General features: G+C 55.6%; 19 protein-coding genes and 2 pseudogenes. 8 read left to right on the plus strand and 13 right to left on the minus strand.

From position 1 onward, the window contains the following. Window positions 1-17: 17 nt before the first annotated feature. From nosZ to HZS81_RS05045, 5 genes are all read right to left on the minus strand, one after another. Complete coding sequence (gene nosZ, locus HZS81_RS05025) at window positions 18-1,895, minus strand: TAT-dependent nitrous-oxide reductase (protein ID WP_179929429.1); 1,878 nt, start codon at window positions 1,893-1,895, stop codon at window positions 18-20. Between the two features lie 18 nt (window positions 1,896-1,913). Further along, complete coding sequence (gene nosR, locus HZS81_RS05030) at window positions 1,914-4,061, minus strand: transcriptional regulator NosR (RefSeq protein WP_179929430.1); 2,148 nt, start codon at window positions 4,059-4,061, stop codon at window positions 1,914-1,916. Between the two features lie 33 nt (window positions 4,062-4,094). Beyond that, window positions 4,095-4,397 (minus strand): c-type cytochrome, encoded by a 303-nt coding sequence (locus HZS81_RS05035; protein WP_179929431.1) that lies wholly within the window; start codon window positions 4,395-4,397, stop codon window positions 4,095-4,097. 371 nt (window positions 4,398-4,768) lie between these two features. Then, window positions 4,769-5,335 carry a YIP1 family protein gene (locus HZS81_RS05040; RefSeq protein WP_179929432.1) on the minus strand — a complete coding sequence of 189 codons (567 nt, stop codon included), beginning with the start codon at window positions 5,333-5,335 and terminating at the stop codon, window positions 4,769-4,771. Between the two features lie 488 nt (window positions 5,336-5,823). Further along, on the minus strand, window positions 5,824-6,987 hold the full coding sequence (locus tag HZS81_RS05045) for an NnrS family protein (protein ID WP_179929433.1): 1,164 nt from the start codon (window positions 6,985-6,987) through the stop codon (window positions 5,824-5,826). Window positions 6,988-7,486: 499 nt separating this feature from the next. Here HZS81_RS05045 and HZS81_RS17955 point away from each other — a divergent pair, with 499 nt between their 5' ends. The 6 genes from HZS81_RS17955 to HZS81_RS05075 all read left to right on the plus strand — a co-directional run bounded on the left by HZS81_RS17955 (window position 7,487) and on the right by HZS81_RS05075 (window position 13,044). Continuing rightward, window positions 7,487-7,825: a cytochrome D1 domain-containing protein gene (locus tag HZS81_RS17955; RefSeq protein WP_206679530.1), complete on the plus strand. Its 339-nt coding sequence runs from the start codon at window positions 7,487-7,489 to the stop codon at window positions 7,823-7,825. Window positions 7,826-8,114: 289 nt separating this feature from the next. Beyond that, window positions 8,115-8,567 (plus strand): c-type cytochrome, encoded by a 453-nt coding sequence (locus tag HZS81_RS05055; protein ID WP_179929434.1) that lies wholly within the window; start codon window positions 8,115-8,117, stop codon window positions 8,565-8,567. A 49-nt stretch (window positions 8,568-8,616) separates the two neighbouring features. After that, the gene (locus tag HZS81_RS05060) at window positions 8,617-9,972 is read left to right on the plus strand and encodes a cbb3-type cytochrome c oxidase subunit I (protein ID WP_179929435.1); all 1,356 of its coding nucleotides are present in this window, start codon (window positions 8,617-8,619) and stop codon (window positions 9,970-9,972) included. A gap of 64 nt (window positions 9,973-10,036) precedes the next feature. Next, window positions 10,037-10,849, plus strand: coding sequence for a CbbQ/NirQ/NorQ/GpvN family protein (locus tag HZS81_RS05065; protein ID WP_179929436.1), 813 nt, complete (start codon window positions 10,037-10,039; stop codon window positions 10,847-10,849). A gap of 9 nt (window positions 10,850-10,858) precedes the next feature. Continuing rightward, entirely contained in the window at window positions 10,859-12,802 is a 1,944-nt protein-coding gene (locus HZS81_RS05070; RefSeq protein WP_179929437.1) for a nitric oxide reductase activation protein NorD, read from the plus strand. Between the two features lie 11 nt (window positions 12,803-12,813). Continuing rightward, window positions 12,814-13,044: a hypothetical protein gene (locus HZS81_RS05075; RefSeq protein WP_179929438.1), complete on the plus strand. Its 231-nt coding sequence runs from the start codon at window positions 12,814-12,816 to the stop codon at window positions 13,042-13,044. On the opposite strand, the gene HZS81_RS05080 is transcribed toward HZS81_RS05075, so the two are convergent. From HZS81_RS05080 to HZS81_RS05095, 4 genes are read right to left on the minus strand one after another with little or no spacing between them, the layout of a single operon-like run. Beyond that, window positions 13,041-13,343 (minus strand): cytochrome C oxidase subunit IV family protein, encoded by a 303-nt coding sequence (locus tag HZS81_RS05080; protein WP_179929439.1) that lies wholly within the window; start codon window positions 13,341-13,343, stop codon window positions 13,041-13,043. The genes HZS81_RS05075 and HZS81_RS05080 overlap by 4 nt on opposite strands. A 16-nt stretch (window positions 13,344-13,359) precedes the next feature. Next, window positions 13,360-13,926, minus strand: a complete 567-nt coding sequence (locus HZS81_RS05085; protein WP_179929440.1) for a cytochrome c oxidase subunit 3 — start codon at window positions 13,924-13,926, stop codon at window positions 13,360-13,362. Continuing rightward, entirely contained in the window at window positions 13,926-14,363 is a 438-nt protein-coding gene (locus tag HZS81_RS05090; protein WP_179929441.1) for a DUF4870 family protein, read from the minus strand. Before HZS81_RS05090 ends, HZS81_RS05085 begins: the two co-directional genes overlap by 1 nt. A gap of 32 nt (window positions 14,364-14,395) precedes the next feature. Then, the gene (locus HZS81_RS05095) at window positions 14,396-14,737 is read right to left on the minus strand and encodes a c-type cytochrome (RefSeq protein WP_179929442.1); all 342 of its coding nucleotides are present in this window, start codon (window positions 14,735-14,737) and stop codon (window positions 14,396-14,398) included. Between the two features lie 362 nt (window positions 14,738-15,099). Here HZS81_RS05095 and hemN point away from each other — a divergent pair, with 362 nt between their 5' ends. Next, window positions 15,100-16,485: an oxygen-independent coproporphyrinogen III oxidase gene (gene hemN, locus HZS81_RS05100; RefSeq protein ID WP_179929443.1), complete on the plus strand. Its 1,386-nt coding sequence runs from the start codon at window positions 15,100-15,102 to the stop codon at window positions 16,483-16,485. Here the strand turns inward: hemN and HZS81_RS05105 are convergent. Both HZS81_RS05105 and ytfE read right to left on the minus strand, forming a co-directional pair. Further along, complete coding sequence (locus HZS81_RS05105; protein ID WP_179929444.1) at window positions 16,448-17,617, minus strand: methyl-accepting chemotaxis protein; 1,170 nt, start codon at window positions 17,615-17,617, stop codon at window positions 16,448-16,450. The two genes, hemN and HZS81_RS05105, sit on opposite strands and share 38 nt — an antisense overlap. Before the next feature lie 101 nt (window positions 17,618-17,718). Further along, window positions 17,719-18,375, minus strand: a complete 657-nt coding sequence (gene ytfE / locus HZS81_RS05110; RefSeq protein ID WP_179929445.1) for an iron-sulfur cluster repair protein YtfE — start codon at window positions 18,373-18,375, stop codon at window positions 17,719-17,721. 311 nt (window positions 18,376-18,686) lie between these two features. On the opposite strand from ytfE, the gene ubiT reads away from it, so the two are divergent. Further along, window positions 18,687-19,184 carry a ubiquinone anaerobic biosynthesis accessory factor UbiT gene (gene ubiT / locus HZS81_RS05115; protein WP_179929446.1) on the plus strand — a complete coding sequence of 166 codons (498 nt, stop codon included), beginning with the start codon at window positions 18,687-18,689 and terminating at the stop codon, window positions 19,182-19,184. 139 nt (window positions 19,185-19,323) lie between these two features. On the opposite strand, the pseudogene nrdD reads toward ubiT, so the two are convergent. Further along, window positions 19,324-19,602: pseudogene (gene nrdD, locus HZS81_RS05120) on the minus strand (anaerobic ribonucleoside-triphosphate reductase); the annotation flags it as partial. Between the two features lie 281 nt (window positions 19,603-19,883). Beyond that, window positions 19,884-19,985: pseudogene (locus tag HZS81_RS05125) on the minus strand (IS5/IS1182 family transposase); the annotation flags it as partial.

The raw sequence follows: 19,985 nt of genomic DNA on the forward strand, positions 1-19,985 counted from the left end.
GAGCGGCCCGGATACCATTAGGCCTTCTCGACCAACATACGACCGGTCATTTCCATGTGCATGGCGTGGCAGAACCAGTTGCAGTAGTACCAGTGCACCCCAGGTTTGTCGGCGGTGAAGGTGACGCTGGAAGTCTGTTGCGGGGAGATTTCCATCTGGACGCCATGGTTGACCATGCAAAAACCGTGGGTCAAATCTTCGACCTGATCAAGATTGGTGACCACCACCGTGACTTCATCGCCCTGCTTGACCTTAAACTCGGTTAGGCCGAACTGCGGGGCAATGGAGGTCATGTATACCCGCACTTTGTTACCGTCCCGTATGACCTTGTTGTCGCCTTCCAGGTTAACGCCGTCGGCTTTGGCCATGGCGACCGTTTCGGCAAAGAAGGGGTCATCGCGTGTCCAGACTCGGCTCGGGTTTAGCTGGTCGGCGCGCAGCAGGATGCAATCGTGGGGCTCGGCGTAGGTGGGGCCGTCGTGCACCAGTTTCATCTCTTCGCCTGAGATGTCGATCAACTGATCGTTTTCCGGATGCAATGGTCCCACCGGCAGGAAGCGATCCTTGGAGAACTTGCTGAGTACCACAAGCCATTTACCGTCGGCGTCCCGAGACTCGGTGAGGCTGGCATGGTTGTGTCCCGGCTGGTAGTGCACGTCGAGCTTCTGACGCAGGTAGTTGACGTCTTCGCCGTTGTAATGGCGAATGGCATCCTCGATGTTCCATTTGGCGACTTGGCTGTCAATGAACAGCGTGGTGTAGGCGTTACCGCGACCGTCGTAGGTGGTATGCAGCGGCCCCAGGCCCAGCTCCGGTTCGCCGACAACGGTGTCGCGCGGCTCGATACTGCCGTCGAACAGTGCCGGCAGCTTGTCGATGGCGATGATCGAACAGGTGGGAGAGAGCTTGCCGTTGGCAATGAAGTACTTGCCATCCGGTGAGGTGTTCACGCCGTGAGGGTTCTTGGGTATGGGAATGTAGCGGGTCAGCTTCGAGCCCTTGCGGCCGTCGAGTACAGGTACGTCCACATCACCCAGTGTTTTGTAGTTACCGGCCGCGACGGCGGCTTCGATAGCTTCAACATCGAATACCACTACCCAGTCACGTTCGGCGCGCATGGTTTCGGTCAGGGTCATGCCCTTTTCCGAGTTGTAGCAGGAGGAGGCGACGAAACGACCGGTATAGTCGGCATCGGTATTGTCGAGGTTGCCATCAACGATCACTTGCCAAGCCACGTCCATACTTTCGGCATCGATAGCATTGAACATGGTGAAGTAGTTTTCGGGGTTCTCCAGGTCGCGACCGTCATTGATCTGGGGGATAGGTAGTTCGGCGTTGGCGAAGACGTACTTAGTATGCGGCACCTTCTGCAGGCGTAGCCCATGGATCGCCTGAACGTTGGGTATGGTGGTGATCTTGTCCGTCTTCATGATGTCGAGACGGATACGCGCCACCCGGGTGTTGGCCTTGTCGTTGATGAACAGGTACTTGCCGTCGTAGCGGCCGTCGGTCATGGAGACGTGGGGGTGGTGACAGTCGCCGTTGAGGAAGCGGCTTGATTCGCCCAGTACCCGCTTCGACTCGTTGCTGATCCCCCAGCCGGTGGCGCTATCCACGTTGAATACCGGGATGCGCATCAGTTCGCGCATCGAGGGCACACCGAGCACCCGTACCTCGCCTTGGTGGCCACCGCTCCAAAAACCGTAGTACTCATCGAGTTCGCCGGGCGCGACGTCGATACCGTTGGCGCCAGCGGCCTGGGCTTGCTGGCTGTTGAACAGCGCCCCCGCGCCGAAGCCACCGGCAAGGCCCGCGCCAGCGACGCCGGTGACGGCGGTATTACGTAAAAAGTGGCGGCGGCCAATATTCTGGATGTGGTCTTTTTTATCGCTCATGCTTGATTCCCCATGGTGTCATTCTTGCTGGTAAAGAGGGATGCGTTGCCATTCGGCCTGCTTGCCGGTGGCGGCTGTATCCCGGTGGGTCTCAACGCTCTCTGTACGAGAAGACAAGTTGGCCGCCTTTTCGAAGCGCTTGCGGCGCTTGACCATGGGCGGGCAACGTTGGTCATCGTGGTAGGTTACTTGGCAGTCGAGACAGTAGTGGCACTCGTTGGCATTGATGCGACCGTCCGGGTGGATGGCGGCCACTTCGCATTCATTGGCACAGATCTGGCATGGGGTGCCACAGCTACCGCGGTGGCGCTTGAGCCAGTCGAACAAGCGCAGACGGGAAGGGATCGCCAACCCGGCCCCCAGCGGACATAGATAGCGGCAATAGAACTTGTGGTTGAAGGCAGAGATGGCGATCAGTGCCAAAGCATAGAGTAAGAATGCCCACTCGCGCTGGAAGCGCAACGTGATCGCGGTCTTGAACGGCTCCACTTCGGCGTAACGTTCGGCGGTGCCGAGTGAATGCAGCGAGACGGCGAACAGGGCAAGCAGGATGATGTACTTGATTGCCCATAGTCGCTCGTGTAGTCCGAAGGGCACCTCGATCTGTTTTACACCAAGCTTGCGGGAGACCTGGTTTACCAAGTCCTGCAAGGCGCCGAACGGGCACAGCCAGCCACAGAATACTCCGCGTCCCCACAGCAGTAGGCTCACCGCCACGAACGACCAGAGGATAAATAGCATCGGGTCGATCAGAAATGAGGACCAGCTGAAGCCGCTGATCAACGAGTTGGTGAAGGTAAGGATATTGACCACCGACAGCTGAGCCAGCGAGTACCAGCCGATGAAGACCAAGGTGTAGATCTTGAAACCTTGGCGCAGTGGGTTCAGAACTCGGGGGTGGCGCGCCAGCAAATCCTGGAAAAGCATGATGCCTGTGAGTACCAGTAGCCCAGCGCCAAGCACCCCAATTTGGAAAGCCTTGTCTCGCCATACCTGCACCCAGATAGGCTCTTCCACCTGTGGCTCGGGCCGCTCGACATACGCCTCGGGTACGCTGTAGTCGGCACTGAAGCGGCTGAACTCGGTATCCAGAGGTCCCGAGGCACGGCGCACCAATAATTCCAGCTGCCAGGGCTGCCCAGGATCAAAGCCTGCCTCCTCGCGGACGATGAAAATATCGCGCTCAGCCAGTGACGGCGTACCGTCAAGTGCCAGCTCGCCCAGACGGATGTGATCGCTATCGTGAAAGCTGACCCGGGTGTTTCCTTGGGAAAGCTCAATGCGATCGAAGATACCGCCGCGCACATACCCTGAGCCCTTAAACGAGTAGTCACCACGTCCCATCACTGCAATGGCGTGTTCGTTACCTTCCAGCTCGGCCATCAGTTGGTCATAACCGGTATCACCCAACAGGTTGCGCCCAGAAGTAGGCGGGTTGAGGTAGGTGTAGAACAGCTCGATAAATGTTTTATCGTCGGGTTGTGGGGTGCGCAGGTAGTCTTCGGCGGGTGTGCCCACAAAGCTCTCATCGACCTCGCCATGGGTCAGATGCAAGCGGCGAATGGTGCCGTCGCCGGTCAGCTCGTTCCAGTCGGCGGGGGCAAAAACATCTTCCCGTACCTGGGCCGGAGGGGCTTGCGAGGGGTCGGCGATAAGTTGCTGCTCGGCGGCCACTTGCCGGGCACTACGCATGATGGTGTCACTGACCACGATGACTGTTACGGTCGCGCCGGAGATGGCGTCAAGGTTGTCTCCGACCCTGAGCCTGTCATTGACGTGGGACGATACGTGCTCGTCGGCGAAGCCTTCCAGCTTTGTTTCCGGAATACCCACCAGCATGATGGGTTCCGAATGGCTGAGAATGTCGGCCTGAATAATGTGACCTTCCAGGTCTATCCCCACCAGCACGTTGACCGGTTTGCCCGAGTAAGCGGGGATTGGGGCGATATCCACGCTTTCGAAGGCGTAGCCGAGCAGTTCATCACCTCCGTCGAGAACCCGGCTTACCGGCCACTGGGAGTCCGCTTTCTCAATACGCTCGGCGGTGGGAAATCCTGCGCGCACTTGATCCAGTTCGAGGGCCTGGGCGGGCAGGGCCATGAATAGGAGTAGCAGTAAGCCGGTCCAGACGCCGGTGAGATTTAGCGGGTAATCCACGCGGAACATGGCGGTTTCCTTTCGAGTTTCGGATCAGGAGCGTTATAGGACCGGTTTGAGCATGTAGTCGACGGCCTCTTTCACTTCGTCATCACTCAAACCCATCTGTCCTCCCTTGGGCGGCATGGCTTGGAAGCCGTTGATGGCGTGGTCGTACAGGGTGTCCATGCCTTTTTCTACGCGGGGCTCCCAGTGTTCAGCGTTGCCACGAATGGGAGCGCCAGCAGCGCCTGTCATGTGACAGGCCATGCAAGCTTGGTTGTAGGTGGCTTCGCTGTCCGCCTGAACGGTGGTTGAAATGAAAGTGACGGAACCCAGCACAATCAGAAAAGCGATGAGCTTCATAAAAAGTATTCCTTATGCATCTTTTTAGGGATGAAATTACCGGGACAGCAATGAGCCAGCCTAGTGTGTGTTGGTATAGGGGCTACTTGAAAAGAGTTTCAAGATATTGAGCAGCGTGTTGAGCTCCACATTAATGAAAGGCTAATAGACTGTTTTTGATCTGGATCATTCTTGTCGCCTAGTACCTCCATGAAACGGCAGCCTACTACTTAATAGGTAGCGTGTGCGGAAGCCCGTCGACGAAGACGCGATGACCACCCTTGGAATGGGGGAGCGTAGGCTCGTTTCAGCCCTATATTCATGATCACCTTCGTATTACCTCGGCTTCCCTGAAAGCCAAGGTAATACGTAGTACCCGTTCTACCTGTACCTCAGTAAGCCCAGACGATAGCCATCAGAAGGCCCCATGCCAGTACCCCGGCTGCCATGATGGTGTAAGTAGCGGACATGGTGGCCACATCATTGACACTGCGCTCACACAGTGCCTGCAGGCCGTGGTAGACCAGGCTGCAGGCGAAGCCCAGCGCCCCCAACACCACCAGAGCATTGAATAGCAGGCTGGGGACTAGCAGGGCGATCGATGAAGACCACAGTGGAAGCGGCGCCAGGGCCGCAAGCAAATAGGCGTTGTGATAGCTGATCGAGAGTTCCTGATTGCCATTGACCACGGCGTGGATCAGCCAGCCCATCACGAAGAAGGTGAGAAGCTCGGCCAGGAATAGGATGGTGGTGATGAAACGCCATTGCCTTTCAGCGAAGCCTGATACAAAGGCATCCCCATAATGGGTGCCAGCGTAATAGAGCATCAATGGCGGCAGTAATGACATGGGCAATACTACGCACCACGCCAGAGAGGCGATCGAGGGTTTGTGCTGTTGGAGTTCCTTCCAGCCCGCCAAGTGGGTGAAGGGCAGTTGAATGATGGTAAAGGGATTCATTGTCCAATCCTCGCGTTTAGTTACTGTGGAGGTTGTTTTTTAAATATCATATTGTGATATTGTCATTTAAGGAATAAGACACCGATAGGTTCCTGTCAAGCGTGAGGGCCTGATTTCATTTGTTGCGGGAGAGTCCCACGCAGTATGCCTCCAGCTAAAGGTGAAGGGCTTTCAAAACTGCCATCTTTTCGCTATTCGTTGTGCCGCTTTCTCAGTCAGAGCGAGGTGATAGTGCCCAGTAAGAGTGGACACCTAAAGGATGTAATACACTACGTTGAGGTGGGCTGGCGTACGTCTCTATTCCAAGTATCACAGTACTAAGATGCTGCTAGATTGCTGCGGGCAATTGGCTGGTTGGCGCCGCTTGAGCGGAGATGATCGCTGGCAGATTGAAGCGCACCTCCCGGTAAAAGGAGCGCAACCCCGGGATGGAGGCTTCTGGAGCCGATCATAGTGCCGGTGTTCGGGCACGCTCCCTTTGCTTGGGGTCATTTCACGGCCGGGCGCGGTGCCGGCAGTCGGCCAATCCAGTACCACAGCCGTCCGGCCACCAGTAGCCAGGCTAGGCTCCAGGCCAACGCCGCGCCCCACAGCATGCTCAGCCAGGCGCTTCCCGCTTCCAGCGCCCACAGGCGCAGGATCGCCGCTGTGGCAAACAGTGCCGCCAACGGTATCAGGGTCCATTCGCGCTCTGGCCGCGCCTTGGCACGCAGGATCGCTTGGCGCAGCATCACCGTGCTGGCCAGCGTACCTAAGGCGCCGATAGTAAAAGCATGCAGCGGTGCGCTATCGTGGGCTGGTAGCCACCAAGCCCGCGCCATGAGCAGAAGTCCAACACCCAGCCAGGCATAGCCGACCATCAAAGCTATCAGGTCGGGTCGCTTGTGGCACCGACAGGGCCCCCAGCGATAGAGCCGCAGCAGCACCAGCCCGCCATTGGTCAGCGCTAACGCGGCCGCCAACGGCTGTAGCTGCGGCCACAGCATCAGGAAGGGCGTGGTCCCCAATAACACAATCAACGCCGCCTCAATGCGTGGTTGAACGCCAGCTCCGGACTGGCCAAAGCGCTGCATCAGGTAGCTATTTACCACTGGGGCGATGATGCGACCACCCATAAAGGTCATCAACAGTACCAGCCACAGCACGCTCTGGTGCATCAGTGGTGTCGTAGTGGGCATATCGCCTAGGTAACGCCAAGTGAGGGTTACCACGCCAAGCAGGCAGATCAACCCCAGTAGCGGTGAGAGGATGCGGTTGCGCCATTTTTTGGCGGCCATGAAGCGCGGCACCAGCAGGGCGGCAGCCCACAGAGCAAAGAGGCCATCGGCCAGCGTGGCGACATGTATCAGTGGCCAGTCTAACACCCCCAGACGTCCCACCGCCCACAGGGCGACTAACCCCGCCAATCGACGACGCGGCAGAGGGCCCAACAGGTAACCGGCTATTACCGCCAGCGCGAAGCCGAACACCAGCTCACGGCCATGCGCCGCTGGCGAGGCGAGCTGCGTCAGTGCGCCCGATTGGTGATAGAGCGCCAGCAGCGAGAGTGGCACCATGAGGGCCGCATGCAACGCTGCCAGCGGGAAGAACCAGCGCCATGCCGGTAGGCGATGACCCGGTGCCGAATGGGATTTCGTATGGCTTATTAACATGCATATAAAATACTATTTTATTATCATACTGCCAATCGCCCTTGCCACCACTGTCGGGGCATACTCGAAGCGGCGATGCGCGTTCGCTGCCCAAGCCAAGAAACTATAACCCGATACGATGCGCTCGGTCGGTAAAGAAGATGCCGCTGGGCTATTCGCTTTCCAGGCGCGTTACTCCCTGCGGGGTAAGGGTGTCGTAAACCGTTACCCGATTGCTGTCCCTAGCGTAGATCCAAACGTGCTCCCCCAAGGAGTGAGCTCCATGTGCAGTGCCGCTTTGCCGGGGGATAATGTCGCCACGATAGCGCGGGTTTCGGTACTAGGCTATCTGGACGACTTCTTCTTTGATCTCGACTACCGCCATGTTCGGTGCCTCCTGAGGCGGGCAGGGCGGTATGGTGGTCGACCTGGACAGTGGCGAGAAGGTCGCAGACCTGCTCTTGGACAGAGTGCTGCACCTGGGATCCGGCATCACCTGGGAGCAAGAGAGGTGGAGAGTATGGCGACGCCGCATTTGTCCAAAGCGGCGGTATCAATCATCGATATGCAGGACTGGACGGTGGTCAAGACACTCGAGACCGACTGCCCCTGTTTTTTCATGCGCAGCCATGCCAATTCACCCTATGCCTGGGTGGATGTGTTCTTCGGCCCTAACCGTGACTGGGTGCATGTCATCGACAAAGCAAGCCTGGAAATCGTCGAGACTCGGATTCCTGAGCCTGGCAAGACCGCCGCTCATGTGGCGTTCGACCGTTGCGGCAAGAAGTTGCTGTTGAGTATTTGGGAGGATGACGGTGCCGTGATCGTCTACACCGGCGATACCCTGGAGGAGCTTTAACTTATCCCCATGCGTAAGCCATCGGGCAAGTACAGCGTCTGGAACAAGACGCGCTACGAAGAAGGCACTAGCCATTGAGCAGTAAATGACGAACTCGGTTGTACAAGATTGGCATCGGGAGTACATCTTGCGTTCATATTTTTTACCTTTTGTCAAAAACTGATCTGCGACAATGTTCCTAGTGATTTTCTTCTGGTATTATTAAGTTGTATTTTAAATACATCTTAAGAATAAATGCCTTGGGCGCATAAGCCTAAGGCCTAACAAGACTGGCAAGGGGGTATGGCTTATGGCTGATGGACTGACTAAATCGGCGGCCCGCAACATTTTCTACGGTGGCTCGCTGTTCTTCTTTCTGGTGTTCGCCGGGCTGACGGCTCATAGCCACTGGTACATGGTCAATGTATCTACCGATAGCGAAGGGCTCACCGATTCTGTGAAGCACGGCAAAGAAGTGTGGGAAAAGAACATGTGCATCAACTGCCACAGCATCATGGGAGAGGGGGCTTACTTTGCTCCGGAACTGGGCAATGTCTGGGAGCGTTATGGTGGCCATGAAAATCCTGAAGCCGCGCGAGCCGGTATCAGTGCCTGGATTCGCGCCCAGCCACTTGATGTCGAAGGGCGGCGTCAGATGCCAGCCTACGACTTTAGCGACGAGGCAATGTCGTCATTGATCGACTTCCTCGAATGGACAGATGGCATCGACGACCAGGACTGGCCCCCGCATCCCGCCGGCTAACCCACGAGCGTTGCTAAAGTCGGGTGGATGAATCAAGGAGAACTGTACAATGAAATACGAAACCCAGAAGGTGGCTTTGCCCTTCTTCATGGTGGCCATGGCGCTGTTTACGTTGCAGATCGTCTTCGGACTGCTGGCCGCCACCGTTTATGCTTGGCCTAACTTTATGGCCGAGGTTATGCCTTTTAATATCATGCGTGTCAGCCATACCAACCTGCTGATCGTCTGGCTGTTGATCGGCTTCATGGGCAGTACCTATTATTTGATGCCGGAAGAGGCCGAGCAAGAAATCCATAGTCCCAATCTGGCCTATCTTCAGCTGGCGATCTTCGCTTTCGCTGGTGCCGCCGCTCTGGTAGGTTACCAGTTCGGTATTCACGAAGGACGTGAGTTTCTCGAGCAGCCGTTCTGGGTGAAAATACTGATCACCATCTCCTTTTTGATGTTCCTGTTCAATACCAGCATGACGTTGCTCAAGGGACGTAAGACCGCTATTAATTTGGTTCTGATGCTGGGGCTTTGGCTGGCTGCGGTGTTCTGGTTGTTCGCTTTCTACAACCCGACCAACCTGGCGGTTGATAAACTTTATTGGTGGTGGGTAGTACACCTCTGGGTTGAAGGTGTTTGGGAATTGATCATGGCGTCCTTGTTGGGCTACCTACTGATCAAAATGACTGGCGTGGACCGTGAAGTGATCGAGAAGTGGCTCTATATCATCGTCGGTCTGGCGTTGTTTTCCGGTCTGCTGGGTACCGGCCACCATTACTATTGGATCGGCGCGCCAAGTTACTGGCAGCCAATTGGCAGCATATTCTCCACCCTTGAAGTAGCTCCCTTCTTTGCCATGGTGGTCTTCGCCTTCACCATGTTCTGGAAAGGCAGCCGTAACCACCCCAATAAGGCCGCTATGCTGTGGGCACTAGGTTGCCCAACCGTCGCCTTCTTCGGTGCCGGGGTATGGGGCTTTATGCACACCCTGTCGTTCGTCAATTACTATAGCCACGGTACCCAGGTCACCGCCGCTCACGGCCATCTGGCTTTCTATGGGGCGTATGTAATGTTGATTCTAGGAATAATTACCTACGCCATGCCGCAGATTCGTCGGGTACAGCCTTACAACCAGGTATTGAACATGTGGGGCTTCTGGGTCATGACCAGCGCTATGTGTTTCATGACTTTCACCCTGACCTTTGCCGGGGTGGTACAGACGCATTTGCAGCGCGTCATAGGCATGAATTATATGGAAGTACAGGATCAACTAGGACTGTTCTATTTCATGCGCCTGGGGGCCGGCGTGGCTGTTGCCGTGGGGGCGATCATGTTGCTCTACGCCTTCTTCGGGCCTGCTCGCGAGCAAGTACCGGCGGGCGGCACGCAAATGACGACTGGGACAGGCTCGGTCTAAATAAAAACGGCCCTCCGGGGCCGTTTTTGCTTCTTTTTTTATTTCCCGGCCGTGGAGACTTCTCATGCCTCTTTCTTCCGTCGCCGCTCATGTCGATGAGCGTGAATTACCTTTCTACGAGAGCGTTGGCAACGAATGCAGCATGTTCGAGCACGCTTTTCATCAACGGCTACCGTTGCTGCTCAAGGGCCCCACCGGTTGCGGCAAGACGCGCTTTGTCAGCCATATGGCGGCCAAACTAGGGCGACCGCTGTTTACTGTTTCCTGTCACGATGACCTGACCTCCGCTGATCTCACCGGTCGGTATCTTTTGCAAGGCGGTGAGACCCGTTGGGTCGACGGCCCTTTGACTCGGGCGGTGCGTGAAGGCGGTATATGCTACCTCGACGAGGTGGTAGAGGCGCGCAAGGACGTCACCGTAGTGTTGCACCCGCTTACTGATGATCGCCGTTTGCTGCCGCTGGAACGTACCGGTGAATTGCTAGAAGCTCCTGACGACTTCATGCTAGTGGTGTCTTACAATCCTGGGTATCAGCATATTCTCAAGTCGCTCAAACCTAGCACCCGCCAGCGTTTCGTGGCCATGTCGTTTGATTTTCCGCCACCCAAGGTCGAACGTGACATCGTTGCGCAAGAGAGTGGGCTACCGGGCGAGCAGTGCTCGGCTTTGGTCAACTTGGCTGCGAGCCTGCGTGCCATGAAAGGTCAGGATCTGGAGGAGGGTGTCTCCACACGCTTGCTGGTCTACTGCGCCACCTTAATCGCCGCTGGGATGCCCATTTTGGAAGCAGCACGCGCGACCCTGGTGGAGCCGCTCAGTGATGATGCGGATGTACAGGAAGGCCTAATGGAAGCGATTCACGCCACCTTTGGTTGAGGGCTCTTCATGCTTGATTTTCTTGAGGTCGAGGAGTTCGTCGGACGTCACTGGCACCGCTGGGCTTCCAGGGCGGCCAGCTACCCCGACTATCCTGATGCCGCCGTTCGCTTAGAGTCGTTGCGCCCCATGCTCGGAGTCTTCTTTCGTGCGAGTGGCGGCGAGGCGGGAGTTGATGTTGCCGCTATCGCTGGGCGCAGTTCATCTCACCGCCTGAGCTTGCGTCAACGCCTAGGGCTTGACGAGGAAGTGCTTGATCAGGCCCGGCGGGATGAAGAGAGCCTGCTGTTACCGCCACGTATCGCCTTGTTCTCCGACGCCTCACTGAATCGTGATCTCTACCTTTGGCTGGTTGCTTACTTAGCGATGGCTCAGCATGTTCCGGTAGTTGAAGATCCGCTACAACAGGACCTTCTCCAGCTGCGTGAAGTGAACCGAGCAGCGCGGGCGGCGCTTGACCACTTTCCGGGGCTCAGCCAGCGCTATGCCAGGTTATGCCAAGAAATGCTGGCGATTCGTCCCCAGCGTAAGGGCTTGCCGCCGATGGAGGCGGCATTGGAAGCCGCCCTATGTGCCCAGCTCGGCGACCCGTCGCCCGATTCAGGCTGGGCCGAAGTGATGCATGACGCCATCCTCAACGACACCCTGCCGCTAGACGCCTTTCATGCGCCACGTGGCTACCGTCCGCCGTTGCCGGTACCGTTATGGGGGCAGGCCGTGACCCTGGGTACCAATAAAGAAGCGCGATCCGAACAGGAAGATGACGAAGCGCCGGTGGCCGGCAATAAATCGCAGGAAGATGACCATGGTAAGCGCAAGGCCGACCGGCGCGAGCAGGAACAAGCTGACCGTGACGACTCCTTGATGCTCAATGCCTCCGAAAAAATGCTCTCCTGGGCCGAGATGGTCAATCTCAATCGCCACGTGGAAGATGAAGATGAGGACGAGGCCAAACAGGCAGCCGATCAGCTCGACGAGATCGTGCTCAGCCCCAATCGCAAGAAGGCCGCTTCCAAGCTCAAGCTCGATCTCGATCTAGCACCCGATGAAGTTAGCGGAGGACGGCTGCGCGGCCGCTATACCTACCCCGAATGGAACCATCGCAAGCAAGTTTATATGCCGGACCATTGTGTCGTGCTCAGCAATGTCCAGAGCGAGGAAGGGGAGAACTGGCAGCCGGATGAAATCACTCGGCGACGCATTCGCCGAGTACGCCGTGAGTTCGAGGCACTTAGACCCCGCCGCGAAATTCTGCGTGGCCAGCTTGATGGCAGCGAGTTAGACATGGATGCCGTGATCCGTTCACGCTGTGATCTGGCAGCTACCGGTGAGGCCAGCGATCGCCTCTATCAGGCTAGTCGCACCCAGGCGAGAGATTTGGCGGTATCAATCCTGGTCGATGTGTCGCTTTCAACCGAAGCCTGGCTGGAGGACCGTCGGGTACTGGATGTGGCTAAAGAAGCACTGCTGGTGCTGGGTCACGGTCTGGCAGGTTGTGGCGATGATTATGCCATACACAGTTTTACCTCGCACCGCCGTCATCGCGTTTGGGTCAATACGTTGAAAAGCTTCGATGAGCCTATGGGGGATCGGGTGTCGCGGCGTGTCGCAGCGCTCAAACCAGGCCACTACACTCGCATGGGTCCTGCTATCCGGCATCTTTCCAGTGAGCTTGCCAAGCGGCCCAACCGTCATCGGTTACTGTTGCTGCTGACCGATGGCAAGCCTAACGATACCGACTACTACGAAGGGCGTTACGGCATTGAGGATACCCGCAAAGCGGTGCTTGAAGCACGGCGAGAAGAAGTGCGCGTATTCGGGGTGACTATCGACCGCGAGGCGGGGCACTATATTCCTCATCTATTCGGGCGAGGTGGTTACGCTATTGTGCAGCGCCCCGAGCACCTTTCCTTGGCCCTGCCAGGAATCTATCGTCAGATCATTGCTACCTGAGGAGGGTTGCTATGTTTCGTTTGCGTCCCGTATTGGCCGTTGGGCTGTGGCTTCTCGTCGCTTTGGGAGTGGTGGTGCCGCTGGTGTGGCTAATCAATAACCGTGACTGGGGCGTGGGCCTGATGTTGTTGGTGCCCTTCATCGTGTATGGCTTGATGCGGCTGGGCCGGCTACTGGAGGCCTGGGCGAATGCGAGGCAGCCCCCTTCAGGTATATCCGGTTCCGATAACGCGCCGCGCTAACCCATTACATTAAAGCGACCGGCCAGGTAGCCTGCGGAAATCAGCGCCAGTGTCAGAAGCGTTAACCCGATGAAAACCCCTTTCCAGGCAGGTGTGGCGGCGCGCAGGTTGAGGTAGACCATCAATACCCGATGGGCCTTGAAACCGGTGGCTAATAACACCAGAGAGACCGACCAGAGGGGCAAGGTCTGCCAGTCGGTGGTCTGGTCAAGGCGCGCCGAGATCATGGAAACCACTGTCAGACCCATTAGTATGGCCCAGGTAATGAGCAATCGGCGGGTGCCGGGCAGATCGGTCATGGTTACCTCGAAAACATCATCTAAGAAGATAGATCAGCGGATAAAGCAGAATCCAGATCAGATCCACCATGTGCCAGAAGGCTGCCGCCGTTTCCACGTTCTCGTTGGACGTGCGCCAGCTCACCAAGCCCAGCAACATTAAGCCGAATACGACGTGGGCGAAGTGAAACGCGGTCAAGCCATAGTAAAAACCGAAAAACGCATTGGTTTCCGGCGTCAGGCCCGCAGCAAACTTATCGCTGTACTCAATGAACTTAACGGCGCAGAACAGGGCGCCCAATAGCATAGCCGCGCCTAGCCATTGGCGGGTGCGTTGCGTATGACCGACACTTATAGCCTCCACGGCGAAGGCCACACAGAGCCCGCTGGTCAATAGTAGCAGCGTGTTGAGGCCGCCTAGCAGAGGGTCGAGCTGTTGCTGAGAGGCATTGAAAAGCGCGGGGTCAAGGGCGCGCTGACCGGCGTACAGCGCAAAGAAAGCCGTGAAGACCAGCATTTCGCTGAGGATCAGCACCCACATCAAGGGGTTGCCGGGCAAAGCCGATAGCGGGCCCCACCCGGGGTTGGGCAAGTCACGGTGCATTAATCCTCCAGACTGATACGGGCACCCCCGAAAGTCAGGCTACGAGGATTGTCGATAGGGCGGTTGGAGGTCAAACGTTGGATACCTACACCGCATCGAGCCACCATCCAAATCAGACAGACCGTGAAATAAACATAACCCATTGTCCAGGGAGCCATGGGCGGCAACCTGGCGAGCCCCATCAATTGCCAAATGGCGACGAAAACCGCACCCCCGGCTACCCCCAGCCAGAAGGTGCGAATCTGGAAGGAGAGATGCGTTGCCACCCAGTCATCAGCACTTCGTCGTTTCCAGTGGGCGATCAAAACGCCTAGTGGGGCAGTGACTACCGCCAGAACACTGCCCAGAAAAAGCATGTAAACGATGATGGCCGTACCGCGTCCGCGGCTAGAAGCCAGTGATGGAGGTAGATGGAAGGGAGCTGAAGTGGAGGACATCAGTGTACCTCTTCTGTGAGAAAAGAGCCGTGTTATTCCACCGCCCCGACCATGAAGTCGACGGCCGCCTTCGTTTCTTCATCGCTGAGACTAAGGTTTCCACCCTTGGGTGGCATGGCATTGAAGCCTTCAATCGAGTGCGTATACAGAGTCTCGATTCCCTTTTCGATTCGCGGCTTCCAAGCGTCGGCATCTCCTTTGATCGGAGCGCCGGCAGCCCCCGTCATATGGCAGGCCATGCAAGCCTGGTTATAAACGGCTTCGCCATCAGGTTCCGCCTGGGCGGTTAAAGAGAAAGCCAGGGCAGCTGTAGCAGTGACAAGAGCGGCAGACAATATTTTCATCATAGATCCCCTAAAATTGATCGCGGTCATAATGCGCCGAGCAACTGCCCAGTGTCGGTTATATCAGATGCAGGTATCCGCACCTGGTCAGCCGACTACGGCTGATTTAATACAGCCGATGTACCTTGGTTGGCAGTTATTGGTTGAAGTAGTATTTTATATTCATGTTATATTTTGCGCAATGTCTTATCGGCGGTACCGTTGCGAGTCTTGCCATAAATGCGCGCGTTGTCACTGTATGGTGATGTGAACAACCGTTAGATAGCAAAGAGTCAAGTGGCAAACGCCGATCAAACCCCTGGAAAAGATCATCTGCAATACCGTGTGATATTGGGTGATTTCAGTCCAACCCCATTTATATGCTCACCCTATTCGAGAGGCTGGTGATAATCATGAAAGACGATGTGCTGTTCGATCGCCCCCTGGTGGAAAAATATGACCGGCCGGGACCGCGTTATACTTCTTACCCCACGGCGCCCCAGTTTCACACGGCCTTCGCAGAAGACGATTATCGTGCCGCTGCCGAGCGTAGCAATCGGGTGGCCTCGCCCAAGCCGTTGTCGGCTTATATTCACATCCCGTTTTGTAAGAGCCTTTGCTATTACTGTGCCTGCAACAAGATCATTACGCATAACACTGAGCGTGCCGCTGAATATCTGGATTGGTTGAAGCACGAAATTAACCTTCAGGGAAAACTGTTCGACGAATCACGTCGCATGACCCAGCTGCACCTGGGCGGCGGAACACCTACCTACCTAAACAATGCGCAATTAGCCGATTTGATGGCAGCACTGGATGCAGCCTTTCATTTTGCCCCGCCTGAGGCACGTGAGTTTTCACTGGAAGTGGACCCGCGCACCGTGACGCCCGAACAGATACATGAACTGTATGCGGTCGGTTTCAACCGCTTGAGTTTTGGCGTTCAGGACTTTGACCCCGAGGTGCAGGAGGCGGTCAACCGCGTGCAGAGCGAAGCCCAGGTGGTAGAATTGGTCAAAGCCGCCCGAGATGCCGGTTTTCAATCGATCAGTGTCGACTTGATCTATGGGCTACCGCTGCAAACGGTGGCGAGCTTCGATATCACCCTTGCCAAGATCATCGCCCTGCGCCCCGACCGTATCGCCACCTACAGTTATGCCCACTTGCCGGAGCTCTTCAAGTCGCAGCGGCTGATCCGCCCTGAAGACATGCCACCGCCGGAACGGAAGTTGGAATTGCTGGAATTGACCATCCAGCGCCTCACGGACGCCGGTTATGTATACATTGGCATGGATCACTTCGCGTTACCCGAAGACGAGCTCAGCCTGGCGCGTGAGAACGGTACCTTGCAGCGCAATTTTCAAGGCTATTCCACGCACGCTGACTGTGATCTGATCGGCTTGGGTATCACCGCCATCGGTAAGGTAGGCGATACTTATAGCCAGAACGTCAAGGAAACCGCTCAGTATCAACACCGGCTGGAAAGCGGACGTTTGCCGGTAATGCGAGGTTATCGCCTCAACGACGACGATCGCTTGCGTCGCGACGTGATTAACGCCCTGATGTGCCATGGTCGGGTTGAGTTTGACGATATCGAGGCGCGTCATGGGGTGACGTTTCGCGAAATCTTTGCTGACGCTTTGGCACATCTGGAAGAAATGCAGCGCGATGAACTTCTGGCTATCCACGCCGACGCCATCGAAGTGTTGCCCGCCGGTCGCTTGATGATGCGTAACGTGGCGATGGCCTTCGATGCCTATCTCAAACCTCAGGAAGGGCGGTTTTCACGCACGGTGTGAAACTGGGAGGTGATGTTCGCTCAAGCCCAGCGTTGTTCCCTTTCTGCTTGAGCAGGTCTGTATGGTGCATTTCGGGCTTGTATTTGCGCATGATATAGCGCAGCCGCTCCATAACATCCAGGTTGGCCGCTTCCATGTGGGTCAATGCCTGCATGGCTTTATCGATACGGCCTTCTCGATATTGGAAAACGGCTTCGATAGCTTGGCGGTGTACCTCTCGATGGGGCTCTTCCAGTGCTCTGAAATCTTCGTCGGTGTGAAACATACTGTTGCCGGTTCCTTCGTAATACCAGCGTCCAAGGGCACACTGAGTTTCATCAGGAAGGTCTGCAGCAGTTTTTTCCGATAGCCCCATGAAGATGCGATACACTTCCAGCTTGACCTCCAGCTCTTCCATATTGGCGACTTCCACCTCGCTGAGCATGGCGGAAAAAGAGAGTGTCTGACTGCTTTCACTGGTTAAGGCCAGAAGATGTTCGGTGCGCTGCATGACATGGCTAGCTTCCGTACTCAAACCTGCGGCTTTTTTTGCATTGTCTGCCATGACGCTGTCGACAGTGCCGCTTTGGCTGAGAATATTACCGGTCAAACCTCCAATTTCGTCGCTGGCGGTGGTAGTGCGCGAGGCGAGATGGCGCACCTCAGTTGCCACTACAGAGAATCCGAGCCCCGCCTCGCCAGCACGAGCGGCTTCAATGCTGGCGTTGAAGGCAAGCAGCGTGGTTTGCATCGAAATTTCGCTGATGACGTTAACGAAGTTGCCGATACCTTCCGCGTCACCACGTAATGATGTGACTTGTTCAGCAGCTTGGCTGATGTGTTGGTTAAGTGTACGAAGTTCCGTCACCATTGCGGTTAAGGCATCGTGACTGTGCAATGATTCGTTGGCGGTGAAATCGGTAACTTTCTGGTTACCTAATAGTAGGTCGGAAAGCTCGGTAAAGGATTCGCGCAGGGCCACCACCGAATCTCCAAACCCGGCCAGATTCTGGAAGAGGTGTTGATGAATACGCCGTTCGCTTTCGAGCTGCTCAATGCGTTTTTTGAGGCGGTCACGCTCGTGAATGAGAGAGGAACTATCCTGAGAGGAATCATAGGGTAGAGTGTTTGACTTGCGCTTCCATAGCCGCATGGTTTTCTCCGGTGGGCAGCAGAGACAAGGCGCTACGCCTGCTTGAAAAAGAGTAACGCCCTGTCATTTCCATTGGTCATGGGTGTGACATACGCAACGGTTTAGCCCGCACGTTCGAACAGCAAGTTATTTTCCAGGTGAATATGCTGCATCAGATCCTCACGGAACTCGCTTATCGCAGTATAGAGCGCGCGCCACGTGGTGCAGGCCCCTTTAGGGGGAGTAATGTTGTTGGTTAACACCATGACCTGCTCTAGATTTTCTCCATGATCATCATGTTCATGACGCATCACTGAAATTGGGCCTCGGGCTTGGGCGCCCATGCCTTTGCGAAGCATCGGGAAGAGAATCTGCTCTTCCTTTTGCATGTGGCTTTCCATCTCCTGATGGATCGTTGTAAAGAGGTCGGTCAAGCCATTGGGGCAGGTATCACGCTCGCCGTGGACTAGTTCCACGCGACGTGCCATCCGGATCAGTTCGGGCAGTTGCTGACGATGAACGGCGTGATAGCGCTCAAGGATGTGATCGATCAATTCATCGTTGCTGGCCTCTTGCCAGTCGCGGTCAATAGGGTTACCGGCGGGCAGGGCCTGAAGGGCTGTGATAAGGGTCTCGATATCCACGCCAGCCTGAGTGGCGGCCTGTTCGAGACTCATGCGCCCACCGCAGCAAAAATCGATATGATGTTCGTGGAAAATACGGGTAGCGCCGGGCAGAGTAAGCGCAAGGCGACCGACAGGTTGCTGGAAAAGGCTCATGGTATGACTCCGTAGAAATAAGAATGACACCATGATTATTGCAATAGATGTGCCAGTTTTTAATTGTTTAAAAATCAATGGGATGTGAATCTAATGGTTATTTTCACCCTGAGCAAAAGGGTATAAATAACCATTAAAGGGTAATTTTTACCCTTTTGGGCATTGGCGCAATGGCGTTCCATTAGCACCCATGCGCAATGGCTGTGTTTAGCGCTCGTGGTTTGATGCATGTCAGTGCGAAGCGCCGTGTTAGCACCTAGGATGAGCCCCTTGTAGTTTTCCTTTGATGTGTTTGTCCCGGAGTGTTTGTCATGTCATTTCTGCCTTTTTCTATATCTGCGACGTATTCCTCACTGCCGCTTCCTCCGACGCCTAGTCGTTTGTTTGGCATTCTCGATTCCCGGGTCCCCTTCGCTATTAAACAGCGTCTAGTCGAGCCTTTGCTCAACCGTACCTTTGCTACACCTCTTGAAGAGGGCGAATTCGATGTACTGGAGGGGCGTCGTATTACCTTGGCAATAGAAGATGTAGGAGTGTCGCTAAGCCTGACGCTCGAGGCTCAACGCTTAGTGCTGTGCCGTGAGGTCGGTGAGGCGACTATCCGGGGAGGCTGGCGAGAATTCTTATGCCTTGCCACGCGCCGTGAAGACCCAGACAGCCTATTTTTTCAGCGTCGTTTGCTGATCGAGGGAGATACCGAGCTGGGTCTGATGCTCAAGAATTTATTGGATGGCTGTGAGGAAGGGCTCGCCCAAGGGCGCTTGGGCGAGATATTGATGGGGTTGGAACGCCTGGCTCGCGGAGATTGAGTTTGATCGTAAAGAGCCGTCTGGGAATTGTATGTTTCACTGTCTCAGCTCGAAACAGCCGAAATGCGGGGTTATGTTCGGCGACAATTAGGGTGACACGACCGGTCACCCTAATTGTTGCCGAACAACAGTTGCCAAAACGCATCGACCAACCGGCACAACAGCTACACAGTATACTCAGGTCGTAAATGTGCAGGTCCCCTTCCCGGTGCGCTTCTCCCACCGCTGTCGGGTATACTTCATCGAGCCAATAGTTGGCGATCAGCTTGCCGGAAGCATTGAGAATTAACCCACCCAGGGAATAACCCTGATTGTCATTTGCCTGAACTCTCCAGTCGGCACGTTGAAGGTACTCGTTGACCGTTGAAGCGATATCGATGTGGTGATTTTCAGTTTGAATATTGCTGGAGGTATTCACCGCTACTTCCCATATATGTCATTCCACTGTCTTATAAAGCACTATATGTTGATTTGCAGGATAGAAGCCTTCACGTCAGTGCAAGAAATGATCGAAGTCAGAAAAAATGGCAAAGAGAATGGATGCGATTGATCAATTCATCATTGTTGGCCTTTTGCCAATCGTGGTCGCTAGGGTTCCCGGTCAAGGCCCGAAGCACTGTGACAAACGTCTCGATATCCATTCCGGCTTGGTATCATGGTGGGTAAAAAAATCCGAATAGATTAGGGCCTGTTGACCTTTCACATGGGTAGCCATAAAAAGCCGCAGGCCAAAGCCACCATGCTTTCGTAGTTTCGCTTGAGTTTGTCGTAACGCATCGCTATGGCGCGATACGGTTTCAA

The organism is Vreelandella salicampi (genome assembly GCF_013415105.1).
Taxonomy (GTDB): Bacteria; Pseudomonadota; Gammaproteobacteria; order Pseudomonadales; family Halomonadaceae; genus Vreelandella; species Vreelandella salicampi.